This is a genomic window from Chromohalobacter sp. 11-W, from assembly GCF_029889905.1.
Lineage (GTDB): Bacteria > Pseudomonadota > Gammaproteobacteria > Pseudomonadales > Halomonadaceae > Chromohalobacter.
This window is the reverse complement of the sequence record NZ_JARANZ010000003.1, coordinates 307,946-331,665: the sequence shown is the minus strand read 5'-3', so window position 1 is coordinate 331,665 and position 23,720 is coordinate 307,946. Positions and strand designations below refer to the sequence as shown.

The 23,720-nt window shown below is 59.5% G+C and carries 21 protein-coding genes, 1 other RNA gene and 2 pseudogenes; 6 read left to right on the top strand and 18 right to left on the bottom strand.

What is annotated here, in order from left to right:
• Nucleotides 1–229 precede the first annotated feature (229 nt).
• Both OP494_RS06565 and OP494_RS06560 read left to right on the top strand, forming a co-directional pair.
• Nucleotides 230–1,954 (top strand): chloride channel protein, encoded by a 1,725-nt coding sequence (locus OP494_RS06565; protein ID WP_280539923.1) that lies wholly within the window; start codon nt 230–232, stop codon nt 1,952–1,954.
• Nucleotides 1,920–3,041, top strand: coding sequence for an ABC transporter substrate-binding protein (locus OP494_RS06560; protein WP_280539921.1), 1,122 nt, complete (start codon nt 1,920–1,922; stop codon nt 3,039–3,041). The genes OP494_RS06565 and OP494_RS06560 overlap by 35 nt, the downstream gene beginning before the upstream one ends.
• Nucleotides 3,042–3,222: 181 nt before the next feature.
• On the opposite strand, the gene OP494_RS06555 is transcribed toward OP494_RS06560, so the two are convergent.
• From OP494_RS06555 to OP494_RS06505, 11 genes are all read right to left on the bottom strand, one after another.
• Nucleotides 3,223–3,900 carry a LysE family translocator gene (locus tag OP494_RS06555; protein WP_280539920.1) on the bottom strand — a complete coding sequence of 226 codons (678 nt, stop codon included), beginning with the start codon at nt 3,898–3,900 and terminating at the stop codon, nt 3,223–3,225.
• On the bottom strand, nt 3,897–4,322 hold the full coding sequence (locus OP494_RS06550) for a nucleotidyltransferase family protein (protein WP_280539919.1): 426 nt from the start codon (nt 4,320–4,322) through the stop codon (nt 3,897–3,899). Before OP494_RS06550 ends, OP494_RS06555 begins: the two co-directional genes overlap by 4 nt.
• 48 nt (nt 4,323–4,370) lie before the next feature.
• A complete protein-coding gene (locus OP494_RS06545; protein WP_280539918.1) occupies nt 4,371–5,021 on the bottom strand; it encodes a DUF2268 domain-containing putative Zn-dependent protease in 651 nt (216 codons plus the stop codon).
• Nucleotides 5,022–5,101: 80 nt separating this feature from the next.
• Nucleotides 5,102–5,581 carry an OsmC family protein gene (locus tag OP494_RS06540; protein ID WP_280539917.1) on the bottom strand — a complete coding sequence of 160 codons (480 nt, stop codon included), beginning with the start codon at nt 5,579–5,581 and terminating at the stop codon, nt 5,102–5,104.
• Nucleotides 5,582–5,690: 109 nt separating this feature from the next.
• Nucleotides 5,691–6,152 carry a GNAT family N-acetyltransferase gene (locus OP494_RS06535; RefSeq protein WP_280539916.1) on the bottom strand — a complete coding sequence of 154 codons (462 nt, stop codon included), beginning with the start codon at nt 6,150–6,152 and terminating at the stop codon, nt 5,691–5,693.
• 269 nt (nt 6,153–6,421) lie between these two features.
• The gene (locus tag OP494_RS06530) at nt 6,422–7,222 is read right to left on the bottom strand and encodes a hypothetical protein (protein WP_280539915.1); all 801 of its coding nucleotides are present in this window, start codon (nt 7,220–7,222) and stop codon (nt 6,422–6,424) included.
• 461 nt (nt 7,223–7,683) lie between these two features.
• Nucleotides 7,684–9,891, bottom strand: coding sequence for an OsmC domain/YcaO domain-containing protein (locus OP494_RS06525; RefSeq protein WP_280539914.1), 2,208 nt, complete (start codon nt 9,889–9,891; stop codon nt 7,684–7,686).
• 203 nt (nt 9,892–10,094) lie between these two features.
• Nucleotides 10,095–11,186: a methyl-accepting chemotaxis protein gene (locus tag OP494_RS06520; protein ID WP_280539913.1), complete on the bottom strand. Its 1,092-nt coding sequence runs from the start codon at nt 11,184–11,186 to the stop codon at nt 10,095–10,097.
• 105 nt (nt 11,187–11,291) lie between these two features.
• Nucleotides 11,292–11,828, bottom strand: coding sequence for an MCP four helix bundle domain-containing protein (locus OP494_RS06515; protein ID WP_280539911.1), 537 nt, complete (start codon nt 11,826–11,828; stop codon nt 11,292–11,294).
• Nucleotides 11,829–12,169: 341 nt separating this feature from the next.
• Nucleotides 12,170–12,706 (bottom strand): macro domain-containing protein, encoded by a 537-nt coding sequence (locus OP494_RS06510; RefSeq protein ID WP_280539910.1) that lies wholly within the window; start codon nt 12,704–12,706, stop codon nt 12,170–12,172.
• A gap of 386 nt (nt 12,707–13,092) precedes the next feature.
• Nucleotides 13,093–13,977 (bottom strand): SDR family NAD(P)-dependent oxidoreductase, encoded by an 885-nt coding sequence (locus OP494_RS06505; RefSeq protein WP_280539909.1) that lies wholly within the window; start codon nt 13,975–13,977, stop codon nt 13,093–13,095.
• Nucleotides 13,978–14,116: 139 nt separating this feature from the next.
• On the opposite strand from OP494_RS06505, the gene OP494_RS06500 reads away from it, so the two are divergent.
• Nucleotides 14,117–15,004, top strand: coding sequence for a LysR family transcriptional regulator (locus OP494_RS06500; RefSeq protein WP_280539907.1), 888 nt, complete (start codon nt 14,117–14,119; stop codon nt 15,002–15,004).
• A gap of 35 nt (nt 15,005–15,039) precedes the next feature.
• Here OP494_RS06500 and OP494_RS06495 read toward each other — a convergent pair.
• From OP494_RS06495 to OP494_RS06470, 6 genes and pseudogenes are all read right to left on the bottom strand, one after another.
• Nucleotides 15,040–15,189 (bottom strand): annotated as a pseudogene (locus tag OP494_RS06495) (Txe/YoeB family addiction module toxin); the annotation flags it as partial.
• Between the two features lie 12 nt (nt 15,190–15,201).
• Nucleotides 15,202–15,398 (bottom strand): annotated as a pseudogene (locus OP494_RS06490) (type II toxin-antitoxin system prevent-host-death family antitoxin).
• Between the two features lie 100 nt (nt 15,399–15,498).
• A complete protein-coding gene (locus tag OP494_RS06485) occupies nt 15,499–16,731 on the bottom strand; it encodes a UbiH/UbiF/VisC/COQ6 family ubiquinone biosynthesis hydroxylase (protein ID WP_280539905.1) in 1,233 nt (410 codons plus the stop codon).
• Nucleotides 16,732–16,751: 20 nt separating this feature from the next.
• Nucleotides 16,752–17,954, bottom strand: a complete 1,203-nt coding sequence (ubiH, locus tag OP494_RS06480; protein ID WP_280539903.1) for a 2-octaprenyl-6-methoxyphenyl hydroxylase — start codon at nt 17,952–17,954, stop codon at nt 16,752–16,754.
• 167 nt (nt 17,955–18,121) lie between these two features.
• Nucleotides 18,122–19,459, bottom strand: coding sequence for a Xaa-Pro aminopeptidase (gene pepP / locus OP494_RS06475; RefSeq protein ID WP_280539901.1), 1,338 nt, complete (start codon nt 19,457–19,459; stop codon nt 18,122–18,124).
• A 65-nt stretch (nt 19,460–19,524) separates the two neighbouring features.
• Entirely contained in the window at nt 19,525–20,130 is a 606-nt protein-coding gene (locus OP494_RS06470) for a UPF0149 family protein (protein WP_280539899.1), read from the bottom strand.
• A 210-nt stretch (nt 20,131–20,340) separates the two neighbouring features.
• On the opposite strand from OP494_RS06470, the gene OP494_RS06465 reads away from it, so the two are divergent.
• The 3 genes from OP494_RS06465 (at nt 20,341) to OP494_RS06455 (ending at nt 21,625) form a co-directional block, all read left to right on the top strand.
• Entirely contained in the window at nt 20,341–20,661 is a 321-nt protein-coding gene (locus OP494_RS06465) for a cell division protein ZapA (RefSeq protein WP_075368522.1), read from the top strand.
• Between the two features lie 155 nt (nt 20,662–20,816).
• Nucleotides 20,817–20,999, top strand: a non-coding RNA gene (gene ssrS / locus OP494_RS06460) — 6S RNA.
• Between the two features lie 8 nt (nt 21,000–21,007).
• Entirely contained in the window at nt 21,008–21,625 is a 618-nt protein-coding gene (locus OP494_RS06455) for a 5-formyltetrahydrofolate cyclo-ligase (protein WP_280539897.1), read from the top strand.
• Between the two features lie 441 nt (nt 21,626–22,066).
• On the opposite strand, the gene ilvA is transcribed toward OP494_RS06455, so the two are convergent.
• Entirely contained in the window at nt 22,067–23,632 is a 1,566-nt protein-coding gene (ilvA, locus tag OP494_RS06450; protein ID WP_280539973.1) for a threonine ammonia-lyase, biosynthetic, read from the bottom strand.
• Nucleotides 23,633–23,720 lie beyond the last annotated feature (88 nt).

The following is a 23,720-nucleotide window of genomic DNA, read 5'->3' as shown; positions in this document are numbered from 1 at the left end:
TCAGCGTCCGGATGATGAATTCGCCATTGAACTCAATAAACTAAAAGGTGATAAAGCGGGCGAGCTTTAATGTCATGCGGTACATTCTGATACGCTTCACTGTACAAAAATAGCGAGAATGATAAAACGCCAACGCTGACCTATCATCATATTGATTCTCAAGGCTCTATCTTCTCAGCCACTTTACACTCGACGCCCAACAAGACTCATCAAACCTATGCGCTCTACCGTGCGAAACTGGCTAACCATCATCTACCGCATTAGCGCCATTTCTCTGGTCGCGGTGATCGTCGGTGCGGTCGCTTCTCTGTGCGCCATCGGTTTTGTGGAGGCGGTAGCGTGGTTGAACCACCGGCTACTGGTGTCCCCTTACGCACGGATTCAATGGGGCGAGCGACCGGGGCTGGTGACGGCCGCGACGGTACTGGTGCCCACGTTGGGTGGCCTAGTGGTGGGACTTTTGATGCGCTATGGCTCGAGCGTGCGGAGAGCGCTAGCGCCGCCGGACGCCATTCTCGCGGTGCAGACCGATCAGCCGCTACCGAGCTTTCGCGATGGTATCGTTTCCACCCTGGCGGCGATTGTCTCGCTAGGCAGTGGCGCCAGTGTGGGCCAGTACGGGCCCATGGTGTATCTGGGCACGCTGTTTGGGGCGCTGGCTGCCAAGCTGAAATTGGGCGTCAAAGATCTGAAGGCCATTGCCATTGCCTGCGGCGTGTCCGCTGCGATTGCGACGGCGTTTAATGCCCCGATCGCCGGACTGGTGTTCGCCCACGAGGTGATCCTGCGCCACTATTCGCTGCGCGCCTTTGCACCGGTCACGGTGGCGGCAGCCACGGGCTATGTATTGGCCAATGTAGTGTTTGAGCTTGAGCCTTTGTTCCTGGTGGATTTTGCCGGTGTTAGCCATAGCTACGAGTTTTTGCTCTTCGCTTTTGAGGGAATGTTGTGCGCGCTACTGGCCTGGGTTTTTATCCGCTTAATTGAGAAGGCCGGTAAATTGGCCGCCCAGGCCCGGTTGCCACAAACAATCAAACCCGCCGGTGCCGGCTTGGCACTGGGGCTGGTGGCGTTGTGGATGCCGGAGGTACTGGGTATCGGCCAGGAGAGTCTGCGCTTTGCCACCATCCCCGGCGCTTTTGGGGCCGAGGAGTTGGGCTTGCTCGTCGCCCTGAAGCTGTTGGTCACGGCCTTGTGCGTGGGCTTCGGTTTTGTGGGCGGGGTATTCAGCCCGGCGCTATTGATCGGGATACTGTTTGGTTCATTGTTCGGCATGACGGCACAAACGGTTGTACCGCTGGAGTTGTCCGGCCTGGTGGCTTACGCCATTGGCGGCATGATGGCGTTGGCGAGCGCGGTGATCGGCGCGCCGCTGACGACCATACTGATCGTGTTTGAGTTGACCCGCAATTACGACCTGACCATTGCGGCGATGGTAACGGTAGTGTTTTGCAACCTGGTCTCCTACCGGATGGTGGGCCGCTCGCTGTTTGACCGGCAACTGCGTGCACGAGGGTTCGATCTCCGCCAGGGCCGCGACCGGGCGATACTACAGAGCCTCTCGATTGCCGATTACGCTTCGACCGATGTCACGCGCGCAAATGCCACCGATACCGCTGGCGCCATCCGCACACTACTGGTCGAACAGCAGCGGGCCGAGGCCGTAATCACCGACGCTCAGGGCTATTTTGTCGGCTGCGTGCGCCTTCAGACACTCCTCACCCTGCCCGATGCCGAGCCGGTGCCACGGAAGCACTGGCGTATTGCGCCCGCCTTTATCCACGCCACCAGTGTCTGGGATGCCATGAACGCACTGGAGGGTTTCGTGGGCGAATCGGTTCCGATTCTGGACGATGACGGACGCCCCGTTGGCAGTGTCTCCGAGGAAGCGGTGATACGCGCCTATCTAGGCATCGTCGATGACTTACGACGGGAGGAAAATGCGACCGCTTAATCTCATATTGCTACTCACCATCACGCTGACGCTACCGGCGCTGGCGGATACGGACCATCCCACGCTCACGGTGGTCACTTGGGGCGGCGCCTACGAACGTAGCCAGCACGAAGCCTACTTCGAGCCCTTTACCGAAAAAACCGGCATCGAGGTAGAAACCGTACGTTTTAACGGCGGGCTGGACGCCCTAAAAGAAGCCTACGCCAAGGGCGATCACTCCTGGGATGTGATCGACATGATAAAGGCCAACGCCGACACCGCCTGCGAACAGGGCCTGTTGTGCGAACTGGACCCGAGCATCCTTGCCTCCGCACCCGACGGCACTCCCGCGAGCGAGGATTTTATAAAAGGCGCCATTGGCCGCTGCGCGGTGACGCAACTGGTATTCTCTACCGTGATCGCCTATGACGACAGGGCCTTCCCCGGCGTAAAACCACGTCGCGTCGAGGACTTTTTTGATACCCAGCACTTCCCCGGTCGGCGCGCTCTGCGGCGCGCGCCAGTGGGGCTGTTTGAATGGGCGCTGATGAGCCAAGGCGTGCCCCGCAGTCAGCTCTATGATCTTCTAAGTACCGAGCGCGGCTTTGATCTGGCCTTCAACCAATTGGATAAACTGCGCGGGCAACTCACCTGGTGGACCGGCGGCAACGAGCCGGCCCGGCTGCTGGCCGAAGGCAAAGTCGCCATGGCCTCTGGCTACAACGGACGCTTTTTTGATGCCCAGGTCAACGACGGAGCGCCTATTACCATTATCTGGGATGGCCAACTACTGGACTACAACAGTTGGGCCATTCCCGCCCAGGCGGATCAACCCCAGCTTGCTGAGCGATTCATCCGCTACGCCACACGCGCCGAGCCCATGGCCCATCAAGCCAGTCTGATCAGCTACAGTCCCTCGCGTCATTCAGCGCGCGAGCGGGTGGGGTTACACAAAGAGACTTCCACCCCCATGCGCCCCTATTTGCCCACCCTGCCCGCGCATCTGGAAAAAGCCATACACCGTGATCAGCAGTGGTACACCCAGACATTTGACCTGCGCTGGCGATTGTTTGAGCGCTGGCTGAACCGGCACGACACACAGAACTAACACCCCCAACCCAAGCGCACCCACCTCCATCGTGGCCCTTTCAGCCCTAAGGGGGATAGCTTAAGGATTCGTAGAGATAGCGCCGTCTGTATTGAAACCAGCACCATTGCGAAGCGAGGGTTTTGGCATCCGATACATGGGTATTAATGCAGCAAGCAGGAGGGCTACTGACATCCTGATCTCACCTGGTGCTGGCGGCTAGACGCGCCCCCAGGGCAACGAACATGGCACCAAGGCCGCGATCCATCCACATGCCCACTCGCGGACTTGCCTTCAAGAAAGCACCCAGCTTTGCTCCCATCATCACCAAAGGGGGCTCGATAAAAGCCGCCACCACGATAATCAAGCTGCCATGCAAGAACAGCTGGGCACCCACCGGCCCGGCACCTGCCACGACGAATTGCGGCAAGAATGCGAGGAAGAAGATAGCCACTTTGGGGTTCAGCGCGGACACCAGCACACCCTGCCAATAGACCGATGTCACCTTTACGTCTCGGCCTCCGTCACTGGAGATAAAAGAATCTCCCTTCGACAGCAGCATCTTGACGCCGAGCCATATCAAATAGGCAGCCCCGACCCACTTGACCACCGAGAACGCCACCGCCGAGGTAGCCAGAATGGCCGACAGGCCCGCCGCCGCCATCACTACATGCAACGCCGCCCCGGACCATACGCCGAACATCGCAGCGAACCCATATCGACGCCCGCTGCGTAGTGTCTGGCCTAGCATGAACGCGATATCCGGCCCCGGAGAAAGATTCAGAAGCACCGCCGCTGACAAAAACGCCAGCCAATGTACCAACGTGTAGTCAAACATATCGAAATTACCTTTATTTTCTACGTCAACGACTTGCGTCACAGAACGCTGCCGTCGCCTCTCTCATCCAACCTGACCCCCACGGCAGTTTCCACTTCTACCCAGAAACTCATAGCATCTTCAGTTGAAATGTACGGGCTGTCCGAATTCCGCTCGTGCATTCTTGCCTGATTTTTCACTGACCATGGAAGCCCAGAGATAATTTTTAGATTATCCTCAATTTCTCGGTCGCGAGATTCGCTACAATCGTGTGGATCGAAGTAAATCAAATCAACATCGTTCATACTGGTGGCCGATGAAAGCCTGTGCAGATTATCCCAAGCCAAGTTTCTAACGAACCCCGCAGCGATGCACCAATCCGGCAAATTCTGCTCAGAAGCGATGACAAGCGCCTCCATACGTGTGGGATCGCTCGCCAGCCAATCCTTGATTTGTGATTCGTCGTTCATATCGATATCAGCCATCACGCAATTATCACGTGCATGACGTTGTTGGGTTCTCTCGTATCGATGCTAGCGGGTACCAGCCATCCGTAGTATTTCGTCGCTTGGAACACGAACCAAGTCGGCAGCCGATAACCCAGACGCTAGGATAGCTTGGTCTACAATGTAGGTTCCTGCACGATAACCAATCCAACGCCGCCCATCCGGGTGCTGGAACATCCAATTATCGTAAGACGCCGAAACCGGAAGCGCTAGCAACTCAGCAACCCATTGCGCGATATCGTCAGGATATTGCCCCCAAGGCGTCTCACGGCCTGCAAAATCTCGCTCAAATACGGTCGCAAGGCCCTCGCTGACGACTCCCTCCATAAAGGAGGTACGCGCCACCCCACCATACATGACCCATCCTCTTACCAAATGATGGAGCTCGTGAAACAACGTGAAACGCAGCTGGGCGCGAGCAACAGCGGCCACACCGCCCGGCAGCCTCGCATCAACGGTCCATCCCACGCGGCCTGGCGAGATTGCCATGCCCATCTCACCCGTTTCCGGGATAACGAAAGGCCCCGTCTGACACGCCAACTCAATATTCTCATTTAAATCATCGAGGAAAGAACGAATCTCCGATTCAGCATCGGCACATACCTCTTCAACGGCACGACGAGCATCCTGTGAAAAATGCCGACAATCATTTGTATCAAGGAATAAAGGAACGATCATCAGTGATTCCTTTCAGTGAGCGCCTGTCGGTTCAAGGCCAAAGCGCAGCTAACGCCCGCGCGTAGCGCACTGTCAGGCCTTCATTGGCCGTAGCGAATTTCGGCTTCACACGCGACCTCAAAATTCACCGAATTCGCAATGAAGCATAGCGAATGCGCTTTCTCATGAAGAGATTTCGCTAGCTCGCTATCGTCGTTTTCGCCGATGTTGACGATGGGCTTGAGTATCACTTTATCAAAATGACCGCCGCCACTTTTGGTCTCAATCATTCGGCCTTCGGCGTTGTCCTCGTAACTCGACACCTTGATGCCGGCATCAGCGCACAGATGTAGATACCAGAGCATGTGGCATGCAGAGAGCGAGCTCAGCAACAGCTCCTCCGGATTATAGCGGGATGAGTCGCCAAGAAATGCTGGATCCGCCGACCCGGCTATTGCGGGTTTGTCACCGCAGGTTATTTCATGATCGCGCGAAAAGGCGCGATAGTGCTTTGTACCTTCGCCAGAATTACCGGTCCAGACGACGGTAGTGGAATAGTTGTGCTCACCTTTTTGTGGCATCGTTGGCTCCCCCCCTAGATAAATAACTCGCCTAACGCCGTAGCCAAGCTTTCTGCTGAAGCGCGGCAGCTCTTTTAGCGATTGCTTTTAATGAACTGTTAAACGCTCTTTAGTTCAACCAGAGCTTCATCCCTTCATGCGACGCTTTAAAACCAAGCTTCTCATAAAAACGAATTGCATTTGGCCTTTTCTTATCACTGGTTAATTGGACGATCAGGCAGCCTTTTTCCTTAGCTCGCTGTATTGCCCACTCGAAAAGCTTGGCACCAATCCCTTCTCCTCGCTTAGACGACGCAACACGAACGCCCTCAATCAACGCTCGCCAGCTTCCGATATAAGTCAGGTAAGGGATAAACGTCATTTGGAGCATACCAAGCAATTGGCCATCCGATTCACAAACCACAAGCTCGTTATTTGGATCATTTTGGATAGCTTCGAATGCTCTGATATAGCCGACTTTCAACGGCGCCCCCGGCGACTCACGGGTTTGCCCAAGTTCATCATCAGCAAGCATTTCGACTAGTGATGCAAGATCATCTGATCGCGCTTCGCGGAAGCGATACTCCTTCATTGCTACTCTACCTCGCTATTTTTTAGGACGTTATTTCCTGCTCGGTATTCCTTTCACATGCGTGACAGCATTAATGGGTTAATATCCAATGCTTCCGAGACCCCTTGAACACCTAGATGAACCTGAAACCACCTTCGTCTCGAATTCCGGGGTGTAACGTTGCGCCTTCTTCCCCGTGATTATTGCGGGCATCGGTTTTCTCCTCCGTGGGAGTTATCGATGCGTATCCACTAAACCGGGGAAAGTCCACGATCAACTGCAGCGTTTTGTTAGCGAAGTTTATCTGCAACTAAATCGAGATCTGACGTTGTCAGACTCCCGCCGGCCATAAATAAAGTTTGCAGTCGCTCGCCTAGCCCTGTCAGCTCAAGCGATCGGGGCACAACATCATGCCAACCTAGTAGTGCCGAGTATCCATCACCCTGCGCCTTGCAAGCCACCACCCCTTTATCGTTTAGGTCGTATATCTCCTGCAGTAACGATACCATCTCAGCATTTAGCGGCCCCTTATAGCCCCGATAGTCGGTTTCGCGAATATTTTGATATGGAAGCATGAAGACGATGCATATGGCACAGAACTGACGGTACGTGAGATTGTCGAATAAACGAAGGTAGTAATTAGCTTCATTGCTAGTAACCCCGGGGGAGAAAACCAAATTTGAATAAAAATTACCCAGAAATTGCAGCTTTTTCTCTTTGTATTCTTCTCTCGCTTGCCGAAGGGTTCCTTCCAATAGCTCCTCTGCCTCAGAGCGAGCTCCGTCGCTGGGCTCAAAAAAAGTCTTCTCTCTTAAATGTTCACCATTTTCCGACTTCTTACTGATCTTATTGAACGCTAGGGCAGCAGTTGCTCCAACTCGTTCTTGCTCTTTCGATGATAGCTGGCGATCTGCAAAATCACCGATTAGTTTCACCGAACCGCTAGTTATTGCTGCGCCTGCAACGCTGGCTGCTGCCGCCCCGGCTGGGCCGGCAGCAAAAAAACCGAGCGCACCAGAAACGGCGGAGCCAGCTAACTCCGTCCCTCCCCTAATCAAGGCTAAGGCTTTCTTGTTATCGTCTTCGACCATATGGTTCTTCGCTAAAAGGTATTAAATAGCACGTTCATTTTCCCACTTGAACGAGCCCGCGCGTTCAACAATCTTATCTAGCCCGCCATTTCGCACCTAAGCCATTGATTTTAAATAAAATAAAGAAAAGCTCGGCAATCTATGTAGACTTCGCGCGCTTTAACGGGCGCCAACGCATGGAAGGAGAAATAGCGAATCACGGGCCCGGGCACGCTACCGCCCCTACCCTGCAAGACGTGATGCGCCCTTGCCATCCCATGCGGTAGTCCCTGCGTTGGTCGTCGTTCTTCAATCTGGCCGTCTAAGCAGCCTTAGTGAATCAGAGTATTCAACTGTGGTGATGGATGCAAAACGGCGGTTGGTCGTAGGGGCGGGGCTGGTATTAACGCATGAAGGGGAAATGCCCTCTCCGCCAAGGCGCGCCGTGAGTGGCGGTGACGGAGAGGGTGGGGAGGGGCGGTTTACGAGATGGCGATGCCGGCCCCGACGGCGCGCGCGGCGTGCAGCTTCCGGTAGCTTTCGATCAGGCGCTGGTGGCGGTCGATGCCTTCCAGCCCCATGCTGGTGGGCGTCAGCCCGGGGAAGCGTATCTCGTCGTTCACCGCGCCAATCACCTGGCGCATGGTCTCTTCGCCGAACATCCGCGTGAGGTTGCGGTGGTAGTCGTTGAAGTCGAGGTCGTCGTCCAGGGCGATCTCCAGCACCGCCTGCATGGCTTGATGGAACAGGCCGCGCTGCACGGTGTTGTCGTTGAACTGCAGGAACATCTGGACGTGCTCCAGCGCTGCTTCGTACTCGCCCAGAGCGATCTCAATCAGCAGCTTGAGCTCGAGGATGGTCAGCTCGCTCCACACGGTGTTGTCGTCGAACTCGATGCCGATCAGCGTGCCGACCTTGATGTGGTCGTCGAGCTGGCTTTCTTCCAGACGTTCGAGCAGGTTAGCCAGGCGCTCATCCTCGAGTGTGTGCAGATTGAGGATGTCCGCGCGGAAGTCCAGCGCCATGTTGGTGTTGTCCCACACCAGGTCCTCGACCGGGTATACCTCGGAATACCCCGGCACCAGGATGCGGCATACCGGCGCGCCCAGGTCCTCGTGCTCCATCACGTAGGCTTCCAGGCCCTGCTCGGCGAGCAGCCCGTAGAGGCGCTCGGCTTCTTCCGCGGTGGTGCCGGCGAAGTCCCATTCGTGGAAGTCGAGATCCGTGCGCTCGCTGAAGAAGCGCCAGGAGATCACCCCGGAGGAGTCGATGAAGTGCTCGACGAAGTTGTTGGGCTCGGAGACGGCCAGCGAGCTGAAGGTCGGCTGCGGCAGGTCGTTCAGGCCCTCGAAGCTGCGCCCCTGGAGCAGTTCGGTGAGGCTGCGCTCCAGCGCCACCTGAAAGCTCGGGTGCGCGCCGAAGGAGGCGAACACGCCGCCGGTACGCGGGTTCATCAGGGTCACGCACATCACCGGGTAGCGGCCGCCGAGCGAGGCGTCCTTGACCAGCACCGGGAAGCCCTGGGCCTCCAGTGCAGCGATGCCTTCCTGCATGCCGGGGTACTTGGCCAGCACCTCCTCCGGCACGTCGGGCAGGACGATCTCTTGCTCGATGATTTCCTTCTTCACCGCGCGCTCGAAGATCTCGGAAAGGCACTGCACTTCGGCCTCGGCGAGCGTGTTGCCGGCGCTCATGCCGTTGCTGAGGTACAGGTTCTCGATCAGGTTCGAGGGAAAGTACACCGTCGCGCCATCGGAGCGGCGCTTGAACGGCAACGCGACGATGCCGCAATCCGTGCGCCCAGAGTTGGTGTCGATCAGGTGCGAACCGCGCAGCTCGCCGTCCGGGTCGAAGATCGCCCGGCAGTGTGCGTCGAGCAGCCCGGCGGGCAGGGCGTCGTCGTCTTCCAGCGGGAACCAGCGCTCGCTGGGATAATGGACGAAGGCGCTATCGGCGATCTCCTCGCCGAAGAACTGATCGTTGTAGAAGAAGTTGCAGGAGAGGCGCTCGATGAACTCGCCCAGCGCCGAGCAGAGTGCCGCTTCCTTGGTCGCGCCCTTGCCGTTGGTGAAGCACATCGGCGAGGCCGCGTCGCGCAGATGCAGCGACCAGACGTTGGGCACGATGTTGCGCCACGAGGCGATCTCGATCTTCATGCCCAGGTCCTCGAGGATCTGGGTCATGTTGGCGATAGTGCGCTCCAGCGGCAGGTCCTTGCCCTCGATCCAGGTTTCGCCGCCTGCGTCGCCGTCCTTGGCGCTCGTGCCCATCAACAGCGCCTGGGCGTCTTCGTCGATGTTCTCGACCGTCTCGATCTGGAACTCGGGCGCGTTCTGGATCACGCGCTTGACGCTGCACCGCTCCGCCGCGCGCAGGATGCCGGTGCGATCCTTCTCGGAAAGATCCTCCGGCAGCTCCACCTGGATCTTGAATATCTGGTTGTAGCGGTTCTCCGGGGCGACGATGTTGTTCTGCGACAACCGGATGTTCTCGGTGGGGATGTCACGCGCGTTGCAGTACAAGCGCACGAAATACGCCGCACACAACGCCGACGAGGCCAGGAAGTAGTCGAACGGACTCGGCGCCGAGCCGTCGCCCTTGTAGCGAATGGGCTGATCGGTCTCGACGGTGAAATCGTCGAACTTGGCCGCCAGCCGCAGATTTTCGAGAAAGTTGACCTTGATTTCCATGTACAAAAACCGGGTTGGTGTCGGGTGCGCCCGCAGGCGAATTGCTCGCCATTATCCGGGTTTCAAGCGGGTGTGTCTTGGGTGGGAGAAGAGTCGAGTGGTGCAATATCGAGGCGGGCGGGGCCTCGACGCCAAACGACCGCCGGCGGCGGTCGTTGTGGCATGCCGTTCCAGGCGAACGGTCGTCGATTTTCAGACAGCGCTTAGAACGCTTCCCACTCTTCCTCGGTGGTCTGGCGCGCCGTGCTGCGGGTGCTCGGCAGTCGAGACGAGGATGCCGGTGCCCGCTGTTGGCCTGCGCTGTGCGGGGCCACCTGGGAGCGATCGGTTGCCTGGCGTGTGGCCTGTGACGAAACATCGCCAAGCTGGAAGGCCGACATCAGCTCCATTAGCTTGTGTGCGCGCTCCTTGAGATTGTTGGAGGCGCTGGCGCTCTGCTCGACCAAGGTCGCGTTCTGCTGCGTGACCTGATCCATCTGGGTAACGGCTTCACCCGCCTGCTGCACGCCATCGCGCTGTTCGGCGGTCGCGTTGCTGATTTCTTCCATCAGTTCGGTCACGCGCTTGACGGATGCCACCACGTCTTCGGTGGTCTTGCCGGCTTGGGTGGCCAGTTCCGTCCCCTGCTCAACACGCTTGCGATTGGCGGTGATCAAGGCGTTGATCTCCTTGGCCGACGCCGCAGAGCGGCTGGCGAGCTCGCGCACTTCCTGAGCGACCACGGCAAAACCTCGGCCGTGCTCACCGGCACGCGCCGCCTCGACGGAGGCGTTGAGCGCCAGGATATTGGTCTGGAAGGCGATACCGTCGATCATCGAAATGATCTCGGCTACTTCTCTGGAGCTGCCATCGATGTCGTGCATGGTCTGCACCACCTGCGTGACGACCTCACCACCCTCTTCGGCGATTTGCGAGGCATTGGCAGCCTGCTTACGTGCTTCCACGGCGTTGTCGGCGTTTTGCTGAACGGTGCTGCCCAGCTCCTCCATGGCAGAGGCGGTCGCGGCCAGGGAGCTCGCTTGCTGCTCGGTGCGGGACGAAAGTTCGTTATTCCCCTCGGCGATCTGCTCGCTATTGGTCGCCACCGATTCGGCCGAACCGCGCACTTCCAACACTGTGGTTTTCAGCTTTTCCGCCATCGCCACCTGGGCGGCCATGATGCTGTTTCGATATTGTGGCTTTAACGATACCTGACGTGTCAGGTCGCCATTGCCCACCGCCTCGGCGAAGGCCTTGACCTCATAGGGCTCAGCGCCGAACTCTCGCAATAGTAGCCGGGTCAACACTGTAGCCACCAAGGCCCCTATCACCAGAGCGCCCAGGCATAGCACCAGCATGGTGATTTGGAAATTTTCGGCGATGTTGCGCGCAAAACCGGTTTCGGCCGCATTGAGCCGTTCCTACAGGGTAATGAAAGCATTTATGTCATTCAGCCAGGTCCGAAAAGCCGGCGCCGCTTCATTGAGCAGCAATTGCTTAGCGCCGGTGATATCGCCTGCCTGGCGTCGCTCGATCACTTCATCGATCAACGGCATGGTCGTGGCCTTGATCTCCTGAATAGCGGCCAGGGCGTTACGCTCGTCGGCGGTGACATCACCACGCGAGAAGAGGTCCTGCATGCCGGCGGCAGCCTCGCGGTAGTCGCCTTCGAGGCGCTTGATATCCGCCAGGATCGGCTCGAGGCTGGCCTCGTCATCGACCAGTACCGCATCACGCACGGCGATAGCGCGGTCGTGGACACTGCCACGAAAATCAACCGCATACTGTTGTTTGACGCTATTGACGTCGTTGATGACCTTCATGCTGTGGTCGATCAAGTTGACCTCACGTATCCCTTCGGCAGTCAGGATGACCATCAGCAAGAGAACACTGGCAAAGCCAGCCGTCATTCGGGCACGAATCGTCGTTCCCTGGAGCCATGAAAATATGGTTTTCACGATGTTATTCCTATCTGGCGAATCGAAGAAAGCACATGCACCGAAGACGATCTTTCGTCCAGCGACAGGAATAATTATACAAATATCGTACAAGAAAGAAACATTCGTACAACAAAATACTGCAAAGCCTCTTGCGCGCCACGCACTCGGTATCGGTTAGGCACCAGTATCTAAACAACAAAAAGTGGGCAGTCACTTTCTAGGCAGGGCCGTACGGAGCAGCACCGGCAGACAGATTCGTCGTCCGAAGCGAGTGTGTCTTGGGGGAGAAAGGTAGGGGGCACCGAAAGCAGGACCGTCCGGCGCCCGACAATGATAGCGTTTCAGTTAATGGCGTCGTTTCAATCGAGCAAGCGCTCGAGCACCTCTTCATGAACCCGAACGTCCGCCTCCTGGAACAGCACGAAGCGGATATGCTTGACCGAGGATAGCTGGGGCAGCATCTCGATCACCGTCTTGAACGCCACCTGCGTCGCCGCTTCTAGCGGATATCCGAAGGCCCCGGTCGAGATCGCCGGAAAGGCGATGGAGGTAAGCCCATGTTGCTCGGCCAGTTCTAGCGCATTGCGATAACAGGCCGCCAGCAACGGCTCGGCGGGCGCGTCCACGCCGTACACCGGACCTAGGCAATGCACCACCGAGCGATTGGGCAAGTTATGAGCGCCGGTGATCACCGCTTGCCCCGGCTGAATGGGCGCCAGCGGCTGGCATTCCCGCTCCAGTTCCGGCCCCGCACCACGATGAATCGCACCCGCCACACCGCCGCCGATACGCAACTCCGCATTCGCCGCGTTCACGATGGCGTCCATATCCGGCTGGCGCGCAATATCGCCCTGCACACACTCAAGCGTGACGCCCTGATGATTGCGTTTCGTCATGAACTCGCCTCCATGGGTATCTGATCCGTTGTCTACACGCACGAGTCATGGGCGAAGGGGAGGGCCTTCGCTCATGACACGTGTTCTTTGGAGATACCAGGAAGGTTAGGTGCAGCTTCACGCCGCAACAAGCTTCTTGACCCGCAGATCCTTGCGGTGCTGCTCTAAAGCTTTTATCACTTTCACATTAGTGCTCCATCATAATCGATCCGCAGTAAGGCTCCTGATTCAGGCGCTTCCTCAAGCTCACTTTTCGATAAACCAAGCCGAGCCGAGGTTACATACAGACATTGATCGCTATCAGCAAAGGTACAGCTCGTAGGGCGCGGCACAGGAAGCTCAAGCAGTCCAAGGATGTTCCCTGCCGGGGATATCCGCGCAGGGAGTCAGTGACGTAGAGTCTTTTTCCGTCGCGGCTCCACGTCAGCCACAGCGATCAGTGCCCAGTTCGCCGCAACCTCATGAGCGGTTGCAGCGTGAACCGCACGAAGATTACGGGGATAGTCTACGCCCTCGGCTTCTATAGCCCTGGTGGCATGAAACTGCCCGTTCGCAGCGCGGAGTATCCAGCCACCTTCGGGGCATGCCGGGGAGGCGAGATACGCCACCCCCGGGGCCACCTCAGAGGGCCGCAGCTCATCCGGCTCGCCCTCTATCCCCCACATGCGTGTTTTGGCGACTGGCGACACTGCATTGACGATAATGCCGTCCTGTGCGCCTTCAGAAGCCAAGACATTCACCAGTCCCACCACAGCCATCTTGGCAGCCGCGTATGACGCAAGACCATTCTGAACATACTGTGGGTACAGCGCCCGGCAAGAGGTCGTCATGACGATGCGGCCATAGGCCGCCGATTTCATCTCCGGCCATGCCGCCTGTGCGAGCCAGAGAGGCGCCTTGGTGGAGATGTCCATCATATGATCAAACGAACTTTCGTCTATCGACTCAATGCTCTGGTGGGCAACCCAGCCTGCATTATGAATCAAGGCGTCCAGTCGTCCACCTCTCCTCAAGGCGTCTCTGCAGAGGTCATGGCATCCCTCGCGTGAACCAATATCACCGGAAATTGCTTGGACATTCAGCCCCTCCAGTCGCAGCGTCTCTGCCGCGCGCTCCGCAATCTGCGAATCGACGCCATGACCATTCGAGGCGGCACCGATATCCTGGATCAGGACCGTCGCCCCCAGCTGCCCGATAAGCCGGGCATACGAAAGGCCGAGCCCTCGACCCGCTCCGGTTATGAGCACTACCTGACCTTTGAAATCCACCATCCCACACTCTCCATTCTTTACAAGAACATGTTTAGGAGAAGCATGGAGCTAGACTCACGATACATAAAATACAACATGCAATGCATTACGATACATTTTTAGTATCATTGGCAAGCTGAATACATTTTTGGGGCGGGATATGGCGATAAATGCTCGGGCTCGAATCACTTTGCGCGCAATGGAGCAATTCGTCGCCGTTGCGGAAGAGTTGCACTTCCATCGTGCAGCAGAGCGGCTGAATATGTCGCAGCCCCCTCTTACCAGCGCCATCCGCAAGCTGGAGTCCGATATCAATGCCGCCCTGATCAATCGCGGCAACCGCGTACTTGGCTTGACCCCCGCGGGAAAGAAATTTCTTTATGAATCACGCGAAACCCTTCGGCGGGCGGAGCAGGCGATCACCGCTACGGCAGATGTAGCAGCAGGCCGAACAGGTGTCGTGCGCCTAGGCTATGTGGGAAGTTCGCTTTATGGACGGTTACCTGATGTCATTCGTGAATTTAGGACAAATCATCCACAAGTTCGTCTTGAGCTACATGAGGCGACTACCGCTGCACAGGTTGCCGCATTACGCGATGGAAGGCTGGACGTAGGTGTGTTGATTCCACCGCTTGCAAATGCTGAAGACGTCGATCAGACATTGTTCGACAGTGACCGCTTGTGCATGGCCATCCCGAAAGATCACCTCCTCGGCAAGCGACCAGGCCTAATACTTAGCGATCTCTCAGACGAACCGTTCATCCTATGGCCGATGGTTGAAGGGCGTGGTTTTCATCTGCAGGTTATCCGACTTTGCGCGAATGCAGGCTTTGTGCCCGAGGTTACGCAGGAAGCGTACGGGATGCACGCCGTGCTGTCGCTGGTGGCAGTCGGAGCAGGAGTCTCCGTTGTTCCCGAGAGCATGAGTGGCTTTCGTGGAGACCGGATAAGCTATCATCCGCTATCAAGTGCTGAACCTGAATTCGACCTCGTCTTGGGTTACCGTCATTTATCACCAGCAGCACAGGCTTTCGTTCGTTCAGCTTAGGAAGCGTTGTTCGGCGCTACTGAAAAAACGCAGTACTATTCATAATGGCTCCAGAGCCTGAGAATTTTCACCACTTTCTCATCATCAAGCACTTGGTAAACAAGACGGTGCTGGATATTGATTCTGCGAGAATAAGCCCCGGCAAGATCACCGACAAGCTTTTCAAATGGGGGAGGCTTGCGATACGCGCTTTTCCGTCACCAGCTCAGCTCTTCGTCGCATTCTTCAATAGGTGTGCCCATTCCCTCGCGAATCGAGTCACGCATACCCGGCACAGAAAGTAGGTAGAGCGTTTCCTGAACAGCCGATCCATCCTCACCGGAGATCAACATAGCTTTGTTCCTTTTCCCACGATCACCATTGGCTGATAGGGCCTGGCAATTTCATCAACCAATCAGTATAGATTTCAGACACACCACCGCCACCATGATGGGCACCGTTAGCACGCCCTTTAGAATAGCTGGGCCGGGTATGTAACCGGCCCAACGATCATCTTAACGACACACGGCGGGGAGTTCGCCACGTTCGCCGGCGGCTTGGCGAATCATGGTGCGCTTGAGAGGCATGAGCTTGTCGGTACTGGAGAGGCCGACGTTACGTATCAATCGTAACGCGGGGTGTTGGGCGCCGAACAGAAGGCGGAAGCCGTCCATCAGTGCCAGCATGGCGGCGTTGTCGCCGCGCCGGCGGCGGGCGTAACGCGCCAGTGTGCGGGCGTCGCCGAGTGTTACGCCGCGTTGGCGTGAGTGGGTGATTTCTTCCGCCAGCACCGCCGCGTCCAGAAAGCCGAGATTGACGCCTTGGCCGGCCAGCGGGTGGATACTGTGCGCGGCGTCGCCGATCAGAGCCAGGCCCGGCGCGGTGTATTCACGGGCGTGGCGCTGGGTCAGCGGGAAGTGGTGTACCTCGTCGAGTACCTCGATCTTGCCCAGTCGGCCTTCCATGGCGTCGCCCAGAGCCTGGGCGAACGCCTCCGGCGATAACGCCAGCAGGCGCTCAGCGTGCTCGGGGCGGGTCGACCAGACGATCGAGCAGTGCCGATCGTCTTCCTCGACGCGCAGCGGCAGAAAGGCCAGCGGCCCGTCGGGCAGGAAGACCTGACGCGCCACGCCGCCATGACCATGCTCGCAGCGCAGCGTGGTGACCAACGCCACATGGCCGGTCTCGCGCTCGCTGACGTCGATGCCCGCCAGGTGGCGAAGCGGCGAGCGTGCGCCGTCGGCAGCGACCACCAGCGGCGCCTTCCAACGGCTGCCATCGTCGAGAGTGACCTCCTGCGCGTCTGCCGCGCGGGTGAGCCCCGTCACGCGTGTGCCGAAGCGCTGGGTGACGCTTGGCAAGGCCTCGAGGCGCGCTTCCAGGGCGGCCAGGACGACGTCATTCTCGACGATATGGCCGAGCTCGCGCAGGCCGATATCCACCGCCGCGAAGGCGATCTCGCCGCTGCCTTCGCCATCCCAGACGCGCATGCCTTGATAGGGCGACACGCGCCGCTCGGCGATCCACGGCCAGGCGCCGAGATGCGTCAACAAACGTTGCGATACCGGCGTCAGGGCGCTGACTCGTGGCGCAGGCAGGCCATAGCCGACGTCTTCACGCGTCAGCGGCGTGGGGCGGGCGTCGAGCACCGTCACCGAGATGCCGGCCTCGCCGAGTAGCGCCGCCAGGGCGCTGCCCACCATGCCGCCGCCGACGACGATCACGTCATCGTGTGTTGTCTCATCCATGCTGGTTTCCTCGTCGGCCTTCATCGCTCCAGCCCCATGGCGCGGCGCGCCAGGGTGCGTCGCAGCGGACTCACGATATTGAGTCCCACCAGGCCCGCGGCACGCAGGTGGGAAAACGCGGCATGCTCGATGCCGAACAGGCGAATCAGGCCATCGCTGAAGCGGATGACGTTACGCCGGTCGGCGGCGCGGCGGGCCTCGAAATCGCCCAGCAGACGCGCACCACCGATAGCCTGGCCTTGCGCTAGCCCAGCTTCCAGCGATGCGACCAAATCCATGACGCCGCGCAAGGCAAGATTGAACCCCTGCCCGGCGACCGGGTGCAACGAGTGAGCGGCGTTGCCCATGATCGCCAGGTGCGGGCGCACCGGTTCGTTAGCGGTGACCAGCGACAGAGGATAGGCGTCACGATGCCCGATGCGCCGAAAGCGCCCCAGGCGGTCGCCGAAGGCCTCTTGCAGATGTCTCAGGCACTCAGCGTCGCTCCAGCCTAGCGTCTCCTCGCGTGGCACCTTGGCGTGAGTCCAAACCAGCGCCATGCGGCGCCCGGCCAGGGGCAGCAACGCCATCGGGCCGTGGGTCGAGAAGCGTTCATAGGCCACGCCGGCGTGGTCTCGACCGATCTCGACGTTGGCGATCAAGGCGTGCTGTTCATAGGACTGCGCCTGGCTATCGATGCCCAGGCGCTCCTTGAGCCCAGAACGGCCGCCATCGGCGAGCACCGTCAAGCCAGCCTCGAGGCAAGCGCCGTCGCTGAGCGTCAGGCGGTGGCCGTCGGCGATGGGCACGATGTCCTCGACGCGCGCCGGGCAGTGCCAGGTCAGCGGTAACGATTCGAGCCCGGCGTGCAGCACGCGCCCCATCCAGGCGTTGGGGATCACATAACCCAGGGCGTCGAGATGGAACTCGCCGGCCGTCAGCCGCGTCGCCCCGAAACGCCCGCGTTCGCTGACGTGGATCTGGCGAATCGGCGTGGCGCGCTCGGCCATCGACGCCCACACCCCGAGCCGCTCGAAATGCCGGCGCGAACCTTGCGCGATGGCGCTGGCGCGGGCATCGAAACTGGGCTGGAAGGTCGTCGGCTGCGTCGCGTTCAACGGCGCGGCCTCGATCACCGCCACGCGCAACCCATGGCGCTCGATTAGCGGCGCCAGAGCACATGCCAGGCTGGCGCCGACCAATCCGCCTCCCACGATGGCGATATCGACCCGGTTAGGCGGCATCGAAAACTCTCCCTGTCGGCTTCAAAGGTCTTGCCACAAGCGATGGCGAGACACGCTATTTTGTACCACGTTAAGGACATGGACGGCAGTCGTGACGGCAGCCGTTATGGATATTTACGCACTCATAGCGTAATTACGTAAATACAAACCGCGCGATCAGAAAATGATCAACTCTCACGCATGAGCGCCTCGATTTCCGCCACTTCCTTGGGCACATCCGCCGTCAACACCTCATGCCCCGTAGCGGTCACCGCGACATCGTCCTCGATGCGAATACCCACGCCGCGATACGCCTCGGGAATGTCCTCAGCGTCGGGAATATAGAGTCCGGGCTCGACGGTCAGCACCATGCCCGGCGCCAGCACACGCGGTTCACCGTCCAGCCGATAAGTGCCAACGTCATGCACGTCGAGTCCCAGCCAGTGCGAGGTGGCGTGCAGGAAGAAGCGCCGGTAGCTGTCATCGGCGATTCGCGCCTCGAGTGTGCCTTCGAGCAGGCCCAGGCGAATGAGGCCGGCGGTCAGGTCGCGTACGACGCCGTCGTGAATCGCACGCAGAGTCGTGTCCGGCGCGACGGCGGTCACCGCGCGGCATTGCGCCTCGAGGACGACCTCGTAAAGCTCACGTTGCGCGGGCGTGAAGCGGCCGTTGACCGGGAAGGTTCGCGTGATGTCGCCAGCGTAGAGCTCGAACTCACCGCCGGCGTCAATCAATACCAAGTCGCCATCGCGAAGCGCGGCACTGTTCTCAATATAGTGCAGCACACAAGCGTTTTCGCCGCCCCCGACAATCGTGGCATAAGCCGGGGCACGCGCGCCGTGCCAGACGAACTCGTGCTCGAGCTCTGCCTGTAGCTGATACTCAAGAAGACCCGGAGACACGTTCTGCATGGCCCGGCGGTGCGCCTGCGCCGAGATGCGCGCGGCGTGACGCATCAGGCCCAGTTCCGCCTCGCTCTTAATCAGGCGCCGCGCGTGGATCAGCGGCGCGACATCGGCGAAGGCACTTGGCGTGCGTTCGCCACGCCGAGCCTGGGGCGCCAGCTCCGCACGCAGCGACTCGGCAAGGGCCAGCATCTCGCCATTATCGAGAGGCAGATACAACGTTTCACGGCCCTCGAGCAGCTCGGGCAGCAAGACATCGCGGTTGGCGTTCTCGTAGGCTTCATCAACCCCGTAATCCGTCACCGCCGCCTGAGCGCCAATGCGTATTCCGGTCCAGGCCTCCTGAAAGGGATCCTTCTCCTGGCAGAACAGCACGACTTGGCCGGCGTCGCGGCCGGGCAGCAGCACTAGCAGCGCGTCGGGTTCGGGAAAGCCGCTCAGATAGTGGAAGTCGCTATCTTGGCGAAAGGCGTATTCGCTGTCGCGGTTGCGCGTGACCAGCGAGGCCGCCGGGATCAATACGGCACTGTGCGCGGGCAAGGCCGCCATCAACGCCTGGCGGCGGGCACGATGCTCATCGGAAGAAATCGCCGCCGGACGCGGCAGGACAGTGCGAGGCATGGACGCTCCTCGGATGGCGGGAGATGTGGGAGAGTGGCCGGGCACTCGCCCGGCCAAGGGGTTCGTCAGTGGGTCTGTGACGGCGGCGTGGTGGCGTCGTCACCCTCGGAATTCTCGACGCGCTCGACCTGGGGCTGACCGGGGTGCTGCTCGGTGTAGAGCAGCATGGCAGCCATGCGCGCATGCTCGGTCAAGGCGAAGAGGTCGTTCTCGTTCTCGGCGTTGTCCTCGAGTTCGATCTCCAGGTTGACGAGCGAACCGAGGTCTTCGAGCACTTCGCGCAGAGCCGGTGACCAGTCGTCGCTCTGACCGCCGGCCTCGACGATGGCCTCCAGGAAGCCCTGGGTCCATTCCTGGAGGCCGTGCGCGCGCTCGGCGAGGGAGAACAAGTCATCGGGCAGCAGCGGCTCGAAGTTGAGTTCCGGCGCGGCTAGAGCGTCCAGCGCCTGGCGCCGCCAAGCGAGCAAAACCTCGCCGTCTTCGCGGCTATGGGGCTGGTCGACGCCCAGGGTCGCGCAGACTTCCTCGAGCCAGGTATCGGCGCTGATGTCGGCCAACGCCAGGCGTGCGCACAAGCGGCCGTCGAGAAACGCCGGTGACTGCATGCTGCCGTGGGCGAGAAAGGTGTCGGCGACACGTGAAAAATCGAGTTGTTCGTCGATGAGGGACATGATGCGGTCCTGTGATGCAGGCCGCCGGGCCGCGTTGACCGCGACCGGGCGGCTCTTTATAGTGATCAATGGCTTACATGGCGGCGAACGTAGGCTCGCGACGGCAGGATGCCAAGGTCGTCGAGACCGTTCCCTCCACCGCGCATGACGCGGAAACTTGGTTCCATCTTACCGCATCGGGCCCGACCTTGGCCCGCTCTGGAGCGATCCATGAACGACGCCTCGCGGCAGACGACCGAGATCACGTTGCTGGGACGCCCCTACGTGATCGCTTGCCCGCCCGATCAGGAAGACGAGCTAAAGCGTGCGGCGCGCTATTTGGATCGCGCCATGAACGGGATCCATTCCCAGGGCAAGGTGCAAGGCGCCGAGAAGATCGCCATCATGGCGGCGCTGAACATCACGCATGAACTCCTCGAAGCGCTCGACACCCAGCGCGAGAGCGAGTCCAGCCTGTCACGCCTTAGCGAACGTCTGGAACAGGCCCTGGCCGATACGCCATCCCCGGATGACAGCAAACCCTCGAGCTGACTCTCCGGCGTTGTCCGACACGCGCTTGGGTGCGCTACGACGAGACGCTATACAGGAAAAGGTTCTATACAAGAACAAGGGCTACACGAGAAAAAGACGCTATACGAAAAGGGCCTGGCGCTTTGGCCGCGCCCCGGTCTCTGCTAGGATAGAGGCGTTCCCTGAAGTGTTCGCCAGTCGTTATAGTCCCTCGAGCCTATGCGCATTACCAGGGGGCCAATTGCTAGACGGGTCTGTGTGCATGTCCGTGCGACGGAAAGCCTGATGACTCGTCTGCGGCCACCCACCTTGAACCTTTAGGTTCAGGGCCAGAACGACAGCGGCACTTTGGGGAACCTCACCGAATATGACGCACGCCCCCCCTCTCGAACTATCCGACCGACGCAGCCTGCGCCGCGAATTGCGTCGGCGCCGACGTCGACTTTCCGCATCCCAGCGCCGCCAGGCCGGCTATGCGCTATGTCGCCGCCTGCGTCAATTGCCGGAGGTCAAGCGCGCCCGCCGCGTCGCGCTCTATCTGCCCAACGACGGCGAGATCGACCCGACACCGCTGATCGCGTGGTTCCGACGCCGCGGCGTCCGGGTATATCTGCCGGTGCTGCGACCGCTATCCGACAACCGCCTGTGGTTCGTGCATTACCACGCAAAGACGCCCATGCGTACCAATCGATTTTCCATCTCGGAGCCGAGCACGCGGCATGGCGCGCATCGCGCACGGCGCCTGCCGGCCTGGGCGCTGGACCTGGTGCTCATGCCGTTGGTCGGTTTCGATGCCCAGGGCAATCGGTTGGGCATGGGCGGCGGATTCTACGACCGTACTTTTGCCTTTCGACGCCTGCGCCGCCCGCATCCGCGCCTGATCGGCCTTGCCCACGACTGTCAGTACGTCGAGCAACTGCCCATCGCGGACTGGGACGTGCCCCTCGATGCCATCGTCAGCGACGCCCGCACCGTACGCCCGTAACGCAAGCGGCCGACGATGGAGAACCATCGTCGGCCGCTCGGCGGGCTATGCAAGCACTCGGACGTTCAAGACGACCGGCGAATACGCCCAGATAGCGGGGCGCTCATCAAGTGCCCATCAATGTCTGTGCGTAACCCGTCGCCACTACACCCAAGCCAAACAACATTACTAAAGCCATGACCAAATCAGGCTTGCGTTTCATTTCCTGCTCCGTAAAGGACTGTTTCTTATAGCACCCCGAATAACGCTTACGACTATAGGGCCAGCCGTATGGGTTGACAACTGGCCTCGGGCACAAGAATGAAACGTTTGGTTAACGAACGATGTTTTTATTTGACATTCGTCATGTCGCCGACATTAGCATCTATGGGAAGTTAGATCCTAATAATCGGAGACTATGAAGGTGCCATGCCAAGTCGTCATACCATGGCACCAGACGGTTCACGCCATGAACAGGCGATAAGCGGGATTGTCGGATTCTTTCCAGTAGCGATAACCGATGCGCTCGAAGTGTTCCTCGACATGAGCACGGTCGCCGTTGGGAATCTGCATGCCCACCAGGACCCGGCCATACGCCGCACCGTGATTGCGGTAGTGGAACAATGAGATGTTCCAGTCGGCGGGCAAATGGGTCAGAAAGTTCATCAACGCACCGGGGCGCTCGGGAAACTCGAAGCGATAGACTTCTTCGCTGAAGTGTTCCTTGGGGCGCCCACCGCCGAGATGACGAATGTGCAGCTTGGCCAACTCGTTATCGGTAAGATCCTCCACCGGATAGTCGGCCTCGCGCAGCTTGTCGATGACCGCCTGGCGATCGTCGCCACCCGGCTTGACCTGAACACCGACGAAGATATGCGCCTGCTCGGGATCGGCGTAGCGGTAGTTGAACTCGGTGACCATGCGCTTGCCGATGGTCTTGCAGAACTTCTTGAAGCTGCCGGGGCGCTCGGGGATCGTCACCGCCAGGATCGCCTCGCGCTGTTCGCCCAGCTCGGTGCGCTCGGCGATGTGCTGCAGACGGTCGAAATTGGTATTGGCGCCCGAGTTGATGCACAACAGCGTCTGGCCGTCGACGCGCTCTTGCTGGATATACTTCTTGAGCCCGGCCAGCGACAGCGCGCCAGAGGTCTCGGCAACGGCGCGCGTATCCTCGAAGATATCCTTGACCGCCGCGCATATCTCGTCGGTAGTGACCGTGACCACACCGTCGATCCAGTGGCGCAGGATCTCGAACGGCGCCTCACCGATCTGCGCCACGGCGACGCCTTCGGCGAACACGCCGACCTGGTCGAGGGTGACGCGCTCGTTGGCTGCCATCGCTGCCTTGAGACAGGCCGAGTCTTCCGCCTCGACCCCGTAAACCTTGATTTCGGGGCGCAGGTACTTGATATAGGCCACCACGCCAGCGAGCAAGCCGCCACCGCCCACGGGCACGAAGATCGCATCCAGCGGCCCGCTATGCTGACGCAGGATTTCCATCCCCACCGTGCCTTGGCCGGCGATCACATCGTTGTCGTCGAAGGGCGGAATGTAGGTATAGCCATGCTCGTCGATCAGTTCGCGCGCATGCGCCAGTGCCTCGCCGAAGGCATCGCCCTTGAGCACCACCTTGGCGCCTCGGGCGCGTACCGCCTGAACCTTGATGTCCGGCGTGATGCGCGGCATGACGATGATTGCCTTGACGCCCATCTGCTTGGCGGCCATGGCCAGGCCCTGGGCATGGTTGCCGGCGGAGGCGGCGATCACGCCTTTGGCCTTCTGCTCTTCGCTTAGCTGGGCCATCTTGTTGTAGGCGCCGCGAATCTTGAAGGAGTAGACCGGCTGCAGGTCCTCACGCTTGATCAAAATCGTGTTGTTGAGACGGCGGGAAAGGAAGGGAGCAGGGGATATCGGTGTTTCCCGGGCAGCTTCATATACGCGTGCCTGGAGGATTTTCTTGACGGTCTCTTCTAGCATTCTGGTGTGTCCTGCGAATTCGCGCGTCTCATTGTGAAACCGGCGTGCCAGGGGCGGCCAACCGGTAGCAAACTTCCATTGTTAGCAGAGGGCGCGGCACAGCGTCCAGTCCCATGCGTGCCGGCATGTCTCTTATGCG

What these genes read in the sequence shown, in the direction of transcription:
- OP494_RS06455 (WP_280539897.1), top strand. Translation starts at nt 21,008, where the DNA reads ATGACGCACGCCCCCCCTCTCGAACTATCCGACCGACGCAGCCTGCGC.
- ubiH (WP_280539903.1), bottom strand. Translation starts at nt 17,954, where the DNA reads ATGCCGCCTAACCGGGTCGATATCGCCATCGTGGGAGGCGGATTGGTC.
- OP494_RS06545 (WP_280539918.1), bottom strand. Translation starts at nt 5,021, where the DNA reads ATGATCGTTCCTTTATTCCTTGATACAAATGATTGTCGGCATTTTTCA.
- OP494_RS06510 (WP_280539910.1), bottom strand. Translation starts at nt 12,706, where the DNA reads ATGACGAAACGCAATCATCAGGGCGTCACGCTTGAGTGTGTGCAGGGC.
- OP494_RS06505 (WP_280539909.1), bottom strand. Translation starts at nt 13,977, where the DNA reads ATGGTGGATTTCAAAGGTCAGGTAGTGCTCATAACCGGAGCGGGTCGA.
- OP494_RS06540 (WP_280539917.1), bottom strand. Translation starts at nt 5,581, where the DNA reads ATGCCACAAAAAGGTGAGCACAACTATTCCACTACCGTCGTCTGGACC.
- OP494_RS06525 (WP_280539914.1), bottom strand. Translation starts at nt 9,891, where the DNA reads ATGGAAATCAAGGTCAACTTTCTCGAAAATCTGCGGCTGGCGGCCAAG.
- OP494_RS06485 (WP_280539905.1), bottom strand. Translation starts at nt 16,731, where the DNA reads ATGGATGAGACAACACACGATGACGTGATCGTCGTCGGCGGCGGCATG.
- OP494_RS06535 (WP_280539916.1), bottom strand. Translation starts at nt 6,152, where the DNA reads ATGAAGGAGTATCGCTTCCGCGAAGCGCGATCAGATGATCTTGCATCA.
- OP494_RS06550 (WP_280539919.1), bottom strand. Translation starts at nt 4,322, where the DNA reads ATGGCTGATATCGATATGAACGACGAATCACAAATCAAGGATTGGCTG.
- OP494_RS06465 (WP_075368522.1), top strand. Translation starts at nt 20,341, where the DNA reads ATGAACGACGCCTCGCGGCAGACGACCGAGATCACGTTGCTGGGACGC.
- OP494_RS06530 (WP_280539915.1), bottom strand. Translation starts at nt 7,222, where the DNA reads ATGGTCGAAGACGATAACAAGAAAGCCTTAGCCTTGATTAGGGGAGGG.
- OP494_RS06470 (WP_280539899.1), bottom strand. Translation starts at nt 20,130, where the DNA reads ATGTCCCTCATCGACGAACAACTCGATTTTTCACGTGTCGCCGACACC.
- pepP (WP_280539901.1), bottom strand. Translation starts at nt 19,459, where the DNA reads ATGCCTCGCACTGTCCTGCCGCGTCCGGCGGCGATTTCTTCCGATGAG.
- OP494_RS06560 (WP_280539921.1), top strand. Translation starts at nt 1,920, where the DNA reads ATGACTTACGACGGGAGGAAAATGCGACCGCTTAATCTCATATTGCTA.
- OP494_RS06500 (WP_280539907.1), top strand. Translation starts at nt 14,117, where the DNA reads ATGGCGATAAATGCTCGGGCTCGAATCACTTTGCGCGCAATGGAGCAA.